Here is an 8,569-nt window from a genome sequence, read left to right as displayed (position 1 = left end):
TCGCCGGCGTAGGCGACCACGTCCAGGGTGGACATGACCAGGCCCGCACCGTTACCGATGATGCCGACCTCACCGTCCAGCTTGACGTAGTTGAGGTTCTTCTCCTTGGCGGCGACCTCCAGCGGGTCACCCTCCTCGGGAACGGCGAGGCTCTCCAGGTCCTGGCGGAACTCGGCGTTCTCGTCCAGGGTGACCTTGCCGTCCAGGGCGACGACGCGGCCGTCCTTGGTGAGGATGAGCGGGTTGACCTCGACGAGCGTGGCGTCCTTGCCGACGAAGGCCTTCCACAGCTTGGCGATGATCTCGGCGGCGCCCGCGGCGGCTGCCTCGGGGAGGCGGCCGGCCTTGGCGATCTCCGCGGCGACGGCCTCGGGGGCACCGGTCAGCGGGTCGATCGCGATCTTGGCGACGGCGTCGGGGTTGGTCTCGGCGACCTCCTCGATCTCCATGCCGCCCTCGGCGGAGCAGATCGAGAGGAAGTTGCGGTTGGCCCGGTCCAGCAGGAAGGAGAAGTAGTACTCCTCCGCGATGTCGGAGGCCTCTTCGACCAGGACACGGTGGACCGTGTGGCCCTTGATGTCCATACCGAGGATCTGCTCGGCCTTGGCCTGGGCGTCCTCGGGGCCCTCGGCGACCTTGACGCCGCCGGCCTTACCGCGGCCACCGGTCTTGACCTGGGCCTTGACGACGACGCGGGGCTTGCCCGCGGCGGCGAACTCGTCGGCGATGGCACGCGCCTCGGCGGCCGTGCTCGCCACCTTCCCCTGGGGTACGGGAATTCCGTACTCTGCGAAGAGTTGCTTCGCCTGGTATTCGAACAGGTCCACGAGGGTCCGTCCTTGTAACTCGCTGGCTCAGGATGTCTACCGGGGTGGCCTGGTCCGGATCCGGCTCACCACCGCGTGTCACACGACGCGGATGCCCCGAACGGGGGTCGAGCCGACTACAGGGATCGAGATCGCCGCGGCGTCTTTAGCCACCCGCGACATGCGCAAAGCTTAGTCGCCTGAAATCCGGCCGCCGGACACCGGGGGCGCGTTGGCTGCGCCGCCCGCACCGGTGATCGCGGCGCAGGCGGCTCTCGAAAGCCCCCCGATGGGAAAATCTGTGACGAGCGCCACGGCCTATAACACTGTGAACGAGACGAAAGTCCCGGATCCCCACGTTATGGGCATGCGACCAACGTCACGTCGCGATGTCACACCGCGGCGACACGACATGACACGTCACGGTTCAGGCGGCGTGCGCGGGCCGCACGTTCTCCTTGACCCACTCCGCGATCTCCGCCGTGGGCGCGCCCGGTGTGAAGATCTTCGCGACCCCCAGGCGCTCCAGCTCGGCGATGTCCTCGTCGGGGATGATCCCACCGCCGAACACCCGGATGTCCTCCGCGTCGTTCTCCTTGAGCAGCTCCAGCACGCGGGAGAACATCGTCATGTGGGCGCCCGAGAGCACCGACAGCCCGATCGCGTCCGCGTCCTCCTGCAGGGCGGTCGCCACGATCATCTCGGGCGTCTGGCGCAGCCCCGTGTAGATGACCTCGACACCGGCGTCGCGCAGCACGCGGGCGACGATCTTCACTCCACGGTCGTGTCCGTCGAGCCCCGGTTTGGCGACGACGACCCGTGCTGCACCTGCCATGGTCCAACCCCTCACGGCCCCTTGTGAGGGCCCTTGTGCGAGAACGCTGCGAAACAATCCGATGCCCTGAAGAGTAACCCAGGTCACTAGAGGTGACGGGGCGCGGGGACGGGTATCGTCCGGAACATGGCACAGCAACAGGAACTCGACTCGCTCGGCACCGACGAACTGCGCGAGCGCGCCGTCGAACTGGCGCGCAAGAAGTGGGACCTGCGCTTCTTCTGGAAACTCCTGGGGCTGATCCCCGCCGCCGAGGCGATCGCCGGCAACCGGGAGGCCAGCGAGGCGAGTGTCGCCCAGCTCTCCGGGTTCGTGTACGAGGCACTGTCCGCCGAGAACGACCCCAAGGTCCAGGAGGCCCTGCGCCCCGTGTACATCGAGTACCTCAGGGAGCATTCGGAGGAGGCCTGAGCGCGGGGGTGTGAGGGCGCGGGCGCGGTTCGGGGGGCGTCGGCACGGCGGGCCGGGAGCGCCGGAAAGGCCAGAACGGCCGGGCGGGTCGGGGGCTCCGGGAGGGCCTGACCATGATGTCCGAAAACCGCCGGTCCGGGTCCCCGGGATCGGCGAGTATGGATCCCGTGATGGACGATGAGCAGCGCTACCGCGCCGTACACGGCAGGGACTCCCGGTTCGACGGGATGTTCTACACCGCGGTGCGCACCACCGGTGTCTACTGCCGTCCCAGTTGCCCGGCGCGCACCCCCAAGAGGCAGAACGTCGACTTCTACCCGACGGCCGCCGCCGCCCAGGAGGCGGGCTTCCGCGCCTGCAAGCGGTGCCGCCCCGAGCTCACCCCCGGCTCGCCCGAGTGGAACATCCGCGCCGACGTGGTGGGCCGCGCCATGCGGCTCATCCAGGACGGCGCCGTCGACCGCGGCGGCGTGAGCGAGGTCGCGTCCTCGGTCGGCTACAGCGAACGCCAGCTCAACCGGCTGCTCACCGCCGAACTCGGCGCCGGGCCGCTGGCGCTGGCCCGCACCGAGCGGGCGCGCACGGCGCGCACGCTGGTGGAGACCACGGACATGCCGATGACCGACATCGCGTTCGCCGCCGGGTTCTCCAGCGTGCGGCAGTTCAACGAGACCATGCGCGCGATGTTCGACCGGGCGCCCACGGAGATGCGCGGGCGCGCCGTGCGCCCGGGCTCGGACACGATCACGCTGCGCCTGGCCTACCGGGCGCCGTTCGACCTCGACCGCACCCTCGCCTTCCTCGGCGCCCGAGCCGTCCCGGGCGTCGAGGAGTTCCACGGCGGCGTCTACCGGCGCACGCTGCGCCTGCCGCACGGCCCCGCCACCGCGGAGCTGTCCGCGGGCACCGGGCACGTGCTGTGCCGCCTGCGCCTGGCCGACACCCGCGACCTGATGGGGGCGGTGCGCCGCTGCCGCCGCCTGCTGGACCTGGACGCCGACCCGCAGGCCGTCGCCGAGACGTTCGCCGTCGACCCCCTGCTCGGCCCGCTGTCCGCCCGCTTCCCGGGGCTGCGCTCCCCGGGCCACCCGGACCCGGCCGAACTGGCCGTGCGCGCGGTACTGGGCCAGCAGGTGTCCGTGGCCGCCGCCCGCACGCTCGCGGGCCGCCTGGTCCTGGCGCACGGCGAACCCCTGGCCCCGGAGCTGCGCACCGGCGGCCTCACCCACCTGTTCCCCGCCCCCGCGGCGCTGGCCGCGGTCGACCCGGAGGACCTGCCGCTGCCGCGCACCCGCGCCGCCACCCTCACCGGGCTGGCCGCCGCCCTCGCCTCGGGCGGGGTCGACCTGGGTCCGGGCTGCGACCGCGACGACACCGAGCGCCGCCTCCAGGAGCTGCGGGGCATCGGGCCGTGGACCGCCGCCTACGTGCGCATGCGCGGCCTGGGCGACCCGGACGTGTTCCTGGGCACCGACCTGGGGGTGCGCAAGGCGCTCACCGGCGGGGCGCCGACCGGGGGCACCGGTTCCGGTTCCGGTCCCGACCCCGACGACAAGGCGTGGAGCCCCTGGCGCTCCTACGCCACCCACCTGCTGTGGGCCTCACTGTGAGGGAGCCGGACATGGATGCGGGCGTGGATACGGGCACGGCCCCGGCGATCGGGCCGGCCATGGATACGGATGTGGACCCGGCGACCGAACCGGGCGTGGACGACGTGGATAGAGACGTGGATACGGACATGGACATGCTGCCCCTCGACATCGAAGTACCGGAACCGGCCCGCGCCGCCGCGGTCGTGTTCAAGGACCCGGCACCGGGCCCGACCCGGTTCACCACCATGGACTCGCCCGTCGGGGAGCTGACCCTGTACGGCGACGGACAGGCCCTGGGCGGTGTGCTCACCCCGGCCAAGGACGGGAGCTCCCGCCACGTGCCCGCGGACTGGGTCCGGGAGGACACCGGCGTGCTCGCCGACACCGCCGACCAGCTGCGCGCGTACTTCGCGGGCACGCTCACCGAGTTCGACCTGCCCCTGGCCCCCGCGGGGACCGAGTGGCAGCGGCGCGTGTGGACCGCGCTGACCACCATCCCGTACGGCGAGACCGCGAGCTACGGGGAGCTGGCCCAGGAGCTGGGCCGGCCCACCGCGTCCCGCGCGGTCGGCATGGCCAACGGGCGCAACCCCATCAGCATCGTGGTCCCCTGCCACCGGGTGATCGGGGCGGACGGGACCCTCACGGGGTACGCGGGCGGACTGGAGCGCAAGAGGTTCCTGTTGTCCCTGGAGGCGCACGGGGCGTGACCGGAGCCCTGGAGGGCCGGGCTTCTCGAAAAGCGAAGCTCCTCCCCTTGTCTACGCGTGGGCGTCTGGTTACTCTGCGGTAGCCGCGGTCCTGAGGTAGGACCACAGGCGCGGCCGGGGCCGTGACACCGTCCCCGGCCACCGTCGAACCCCGCTCGCTCACCCCCACAAGGAGAAGCGTTGACGCCCCCCACCCCCCGTTTCCTCGGCCTGTCCACCCTCGCCCTCACCTGTGCGGCCGCCCTGGTCGCCACCGCGGGCACCGCCCAGGCCGCGCCCGCCCCCGCGGCACCCGAACTCGCCGCCGCCGACAACGTCGAGATCCTCGTCGAGCCCGAGGTCTCCGCCGCACTGCCGGGCGCCCGGGGCGCCGGGAGCGCCGAGGAACCGCTCGCCGACGCGGTCGTCGCCGACGTCCTGGCCGAACAGGGCGCGGGCATCGCCGCCCTCGACGCCCAGGACAAGGACGTGCGCGTCGACATCCGCGAGGCCTCCGACGGCTCCGCGTTCGGCGTCGCCATCGTCGCCGTCCCGGTCGGCTCCGAGGAGGCGCCGGAGGCGTGGCTGTTCGCCGCCGACCACACCGCCCAGGGGTGGGAGGTGGGGCTGGAGGGCAGCGCCGAGTTCTCCGACATCCTCGGCGGCTCCGACCTCCTGGACGCCGAACAGCGCGAGGCCGTCGCCGCCGCTACCGACCCCGAACAGGACGTCACGGCCGCCACCTACATCGGTGTGGGGCTGCCGTTCGCCATCGGCACCTCGATGATCATGACCGGCGGCCCGCACGGCTGGGGGTCCGGACACCCGTACAGCTCTGTGGACTTCGCCGGCGGCAACGGCCAGGCGCGCGCCGCCCGCGGCGGATACGCGTACAGCCTGTGCACGGGGTGGACGCGCGTCATCCATGACAACGGGTACTCCACGGACTACTACCACCTCGAGAACTACCAGTGGCTGCCCGGCAACAACGTCGGCGTCGGGCACTACCTGGGCACCCAGGGCAACAGCCTCTGCGCGGGCGGCTCCAGCACCGGCGCCCACATCCACTTCGGCCTGAGGGCGTACACGGACCCGAACGCCGCGGGCTGGTACGTGCCGCTGCACGGCCGCACCCTGGGCGGCTGGACCTTCGTCGAGGGCGCCGCCTACGGCGGCTACGTGTACCGCAACGGCGTCGGGACGGTGTACCCGGGCGGGTCGGTGTACAACTACGGCTTCTAGCCCCCAGGGGAGGTCTCCGGCCCGGATCGGCGGGCCTCCCCCACCACCGATCCGACATGAACGAGGAACACCGCAGCCCTCGTCTCACCAGGCCGAACCAATGATCTAGCCCCCCTTTACCATTGATATCTAGGGGGGCTAGATTTATTCTCATGGTCAAAGGGATGAAGCGGCGACAGGTCGAGCAGGCACTCGGCAGGCACGGGTGCGTACAATCCCGGAACTCCGGCAGAGGCAATCACGAAAAATGGATCCGCCCGTGCGGAGAGCACCGAGCGATCATCCCCCGACACGGTGAGCTCTCCCCAGGAGTCATCGCCGACACGATCAAACGCATGAAGTGCCTACCGGAGGGGTGGCTCCAGTGAAGACTTACCAGGTACACGCCAAGCGGTGGGACCGCGGCTGGGAGCTCCACATCGACGGCGTGGGTGTCACACAGGCCCGCCACCTCACCGAGGCGGAGGAGATGGCCCGTGACTACATCGTCATGGCCCTCGACCTCGACGACGACACGTTCACCGTGGTCATGGAAGACATCCGGGTGGACGCCGAGATCGACGCGCTCTCCACACAGGCCCGCCAGGCCCAACGCGAAGCCGAACGCATGCAGCAGGAGGCGGCCCGGAAGATCGGGTGCACGGTCACCGAACTGCAAGGACGCGGCTTGAACAACCGGGAGATCGCCCGCTATCTCAAGATCTCTCCACAACGGGTCTCCCAGATCTCCTCCCGCCAGAAGAGACCGGCGGACCGGCACGACCACCTGTGATCTCACCTGTTCCCCTCCCGCGCCCTCCTGAGCCGTACCCGCGACCGCGTGCCTACCCGTACCTTTCAACGTTGTGGTGGGTGGCGGGTGGGTCTGTCGGGGGCCGAACCACGGTCGGAGGGCGGATCATCTCCTTCGGCTCCAGAGGGCGAGGGTGGGCGTTCCCGCCGCCCCGGACACATGAGGATGGGGGCCACAGGTGGCCTCCCGCCCGGGCCCGGGGGTCGCTCACCCACTCGGAGCCCTCAGCCCCCGCCGGAGGGCGTCGCGGGGCCTTCGCCCCAGGGGGCGAAGGCCGTGGGGGGCTTCCCGCCTGACTAGGAACCTCAGCCACTGCCGGAGGGCATCGCTGGGCCCCCGCCGCAGGGGGTGAAGGCCGCGGGCGGCTTCGCGCCCCAGCCCCAGGGGGTTTCCACCCGACCGGGAAGCTCAGTCACCGCCGGGAGGTAGACCGCCTCCTGCGCCGCAGGGGGTTTCCCACCCGACCGGGAGCCTTGGCCATAACCGTGTCACGCCAGCGGGGTGCCCGGCCCCAGGGGGTGAGAGGTACGGGGAGGTTTCCAAGTCGTCCGCCATCTGGGAACGGCGGTCTGTGGTCGCAGCCACAGGTGACTGGTTTCCAAGAGCCCGATCGCTTGTGAAGGTACAGTCGCGGAGCGTGGATCCGTCCCCGCGCAGTCGGCGCCCGGCAGACCACCAGAGGGGTGCGTTGGACGGGCGTCCCGGGTGGCGGGGGTGCGCTTTCCGGGGGCGGGTCCGCGCGAGGCGCGCGCACCCGCACCGCCTGGAAAGGTTGGGGGCGCCAGCGGCGGTGAAGGCGCTCCACGCTGTTGCCTACTCCCGCGGATGACCGCGGTACGGATGGGAGTGGGGGTGAAGGCCGCGCGCACCCACAGCCCCGAGCCCCGGGGGGTGTGGAAAGGAAGAATCGCGACCCCCGCCCCAGGGGGTGTCGCCGCACGTACCCGGAACCCCGGCCACAGCCCGGGCACCGGACCGCGCACCTCCGCCCCCGGGGGTGAAGGCCGCGCGCTCCCGCGGCATCAGCCAGAGGGGGGAGGCATGACCGCGACCCCGGCCCCAACCCGGAGGAGAAACTGGGAACCTCCGCCCCAGGGGGTGTTGCTGAAGGTGTGCGCCGACCTGTGCCACGAGGGGTTCAGGGAGGAGGGACCACCACCCTCGCCCTACGGGGGTGAGGCCCGCACCCGACCGCCGGCCCCGACCCACGGCACGGAAAGGCGTTCGCGGCGTGCTCCCCGGGGGGGCAAGGCCGCGGTTCTGTTTCCGGCCTGGGGCTGAGGCCGCAGGTACGTGCGGCAAACCCCCCATGGCGGAGGCCGCGGTTCTTCCTCCCCAACCCCCCTCCAGCTGAGGTCGCGCGCACCCACAGCTCTCACCCCCTGCGGTCAGGGTCGCGGTCCTGTGCCCGGTCTGGGGCCGAGGCGGCGGAAACGTGCGGCTTTCACCCCCAGTCCCGTCCGTACCGCGGTCACGCGCGGGAGTAGGCAACAGCGTGGAGCGCCTTCACCGCCGCCGGCGCCCCCAACCTTTCCAGACGGTGCGGGTGCGCGCGCCTCGCGCGGACCCGTCCCCGGAAAGCGCACCCCCGCCACCCGGGACGCCCGTCAAACGCTCCTGCCCGGTGGTCTGCCGGGCGCCGACTGCGCGGGGACGGATCCACGCTCCGCGGCTGTACCCTCCAAGCGATCGGGCTCTTGGAAACCAGTCACCTGTCACTGCGCCTACAGACCGCCCTTCCCAGATGGTGACCGACCTGGAAAAACCTCACAGTCCCTTTCACCCCCCGGGGCCCAAGCCGAGTACCGCCCTACCCCAACCCCCTCGGGCCCAGGCGGGAGAACACCCGCGGCCCTCACCCCCTGCAACGCAGGAAGCAGTTCGCTTTCCGGCTGTGGCCGGGGTTCCCAAGCAGGTGGGAAACCCCCTGCGGTGGGGTCCCAGCGATGCCCTTCCGGCAGTGGCTCAGGACCCCGGACGGGTGAGAAACCCCCTAGAGGACCCCGGACACAAAAAAAGGGGGGCCGCTACGCGACCCCCCACACACACCCACACCCCGAAAACAGGGAAAGCCCCCACCCGAAGGCAGGGGCTCTCAACCCGAAAAAAACCGTGGCGGCAACCTACTCTCCCACCCCACCACAGGGCAGTACCATCAGCGCAAGGAGACTTAACGACCGGGTTCGGAAAGTAACCGGGTG

At 71.2% G+C, this 8,569-nt stretch carries 8 protein-coding genes; 6 read left to right on the top strand and 2 right to left on the bottom strand.

Annotation, left to right across the window (positions count from 1 at the left end; genetic code table 11):
- Both ABZ249_RS31855 and ABZ249_RS31850 read right to left on the bottom strand, forming a co-directional pair.
- On the bottom strand, positions 1–827 hold an 827-nt coding region (locus ABZ249_RS31855), incomplete at its 3' end, for an ATP-grasp domain-containing protein (RefSeq protein ID WP_355270103.1).
- Between the two features lie 406 nt (positions 828–1,233).
- Positions 1,234–1,641: a cobalamin B12-binding domain-containing protein gene (locus ABZ249_RS31850; RefSeq protein ID WP_220563280.1), complete on the bottom strand. Its 408-nt coding sequence runs from the start codon at positions 1,639–1,641 to the stop codon at positions 1,234–1,236.
- Between the two features lie 126 nt (positions 1,642–1,767).
- On the opposite strand from ABZ249_RS31850, the gene ABZ249_RS31845 reads away from it, so the two are divergent.
- From ABZ249_RS31845 to ABZ249_RS31820, 6 genes are all read left to right on the top strand, one after another.
- Complete coding sequence (locus ABZ249_RS31845; protein ID WP_220563281.1) at positions 1,768–2,052, top strand: hypothetical protein; 285 nt, start codon at positions 1,768–1,770, stop codon at positions 2,050–2,052.
- A 170-nt stretch (positions 2,053–2,222) separates the two neighbouring features.
- Complete coding sequence (locus ABZ249_RS31840) at positions 2,223–3,662, top strand: AlkA N-terminal domain-containing protein (RefSeq protein ID WP_355270102.1); 1,440 nt, start codon at positions 2,223–2,225, stop codon at positions 3,660–3,662.
- 128 nt (positions 3,663–3,790) lie between these two features.
- Positions 3,791–4,354, top strand: a complete 564-nt coding sequence (locus ABZ249_RS31835) for a methylated-DNA--[protein]-cysteine S-methyltransferase (RefSeq protein ID WP_355270101.1) — start codon at positions 3,791–3,793, stop codon at positions 4,352–4,354.
- 180 nt (positions 4,355–4,534) lie between these two features.
- On the top strand, positions 4,535–5,575 hold the full coding sequence (locus ABZ249_RS31830) for a peptidoglycan DD-metalloendopeptidase family protein (protein WP_355270100.1): 1,041 nt from the start codon (positions 4,535–4,537) through the stop codon (positions 5,573–5,575).
- A 152-nt stretch (positions 5,576–5,727) separates the two neighbouring features.
- Positions 5,728–5,943: a type II toxin-antitoxin system HicA family toxin gene (locus tag ABZ249_RS31825; RefSeq protein ID WP_355270099.1), complete on the top strand. Its 216-nt coding sequence runs from the start codon at positions 5,728–5,730 to the stop codon at positions 5,941–5,943.
- Positions 5,940–6,347 carry a hypothetical protein gene (locus ABZ249_RS31820; RefSeq protein ID WP_355270098.1) on the top strand — a complete coding sequence of 136 codons (408 nt, stop codon included), beginning with the start codon at positions 5,940–5,942 and terminating at the stop codon, positions 6,345–6,347. Before ABZ249_RS31825 ends, ABZ249_RS31820 begins: the two co-directional genes overlap by 4 nt.
- Positions 6,348–8,569 lie beyond the last annotated feature (2,222 nt).

This window comes from Nocardiopsis sp. NPDC006139 (genome assembly GCF_040614155.1).
In the GTDB taxonomy this organism is placed as follows: Bacteria; Actinomycetota; Actinomycetes; order Streptosporangiales; family Streptosporangiaceae; genus Nocardiopsis; species Nocardiopsis changdeensis.
This window is presented reverse-complemented; position numbering and strand designations above follow the sequence as displayed.

Bases quoted from the DNA above. Each gene is read 5' to 3' on its own strand.
- ABZ249_RS31850 (WP_220563280.1), bottom strand. From the start codon at position 1,641: ATGGCAGGTGCAGCACGGGTCGTCGTCGCCAAACCGGGGCTCGACGGA.
- ABZ249_RS31845 (WP_220563281.1), top strand. From the start codon at position 1,768: ATGGCACAGCAACAGGAACTCGACTCGCTCGGCACCGACGAACTGCGC.
- ABZ249_RS31840 (WP_355270102.1), top strand. From the start codon at position 2,223: ATGGACGATGAGCAGCGCTACCGCGCCGTACACGGCAGGGACTCCCGG.
- ABZ249_RS31835 (WP_355270101.1), top strand. From the start codon at position 3,791: ATGGACATGCTGCCCCTCGACATCGAAGTACCGGAACCGGCCCGCGCC.
- ABZ249_RS31825 (WP_355270099.1), top strand. From the start codon at position 5,728: ATGGTCAAAGGGATGAAGCGGCGACAGGTCGAGCAGGCACTCGGCAGG.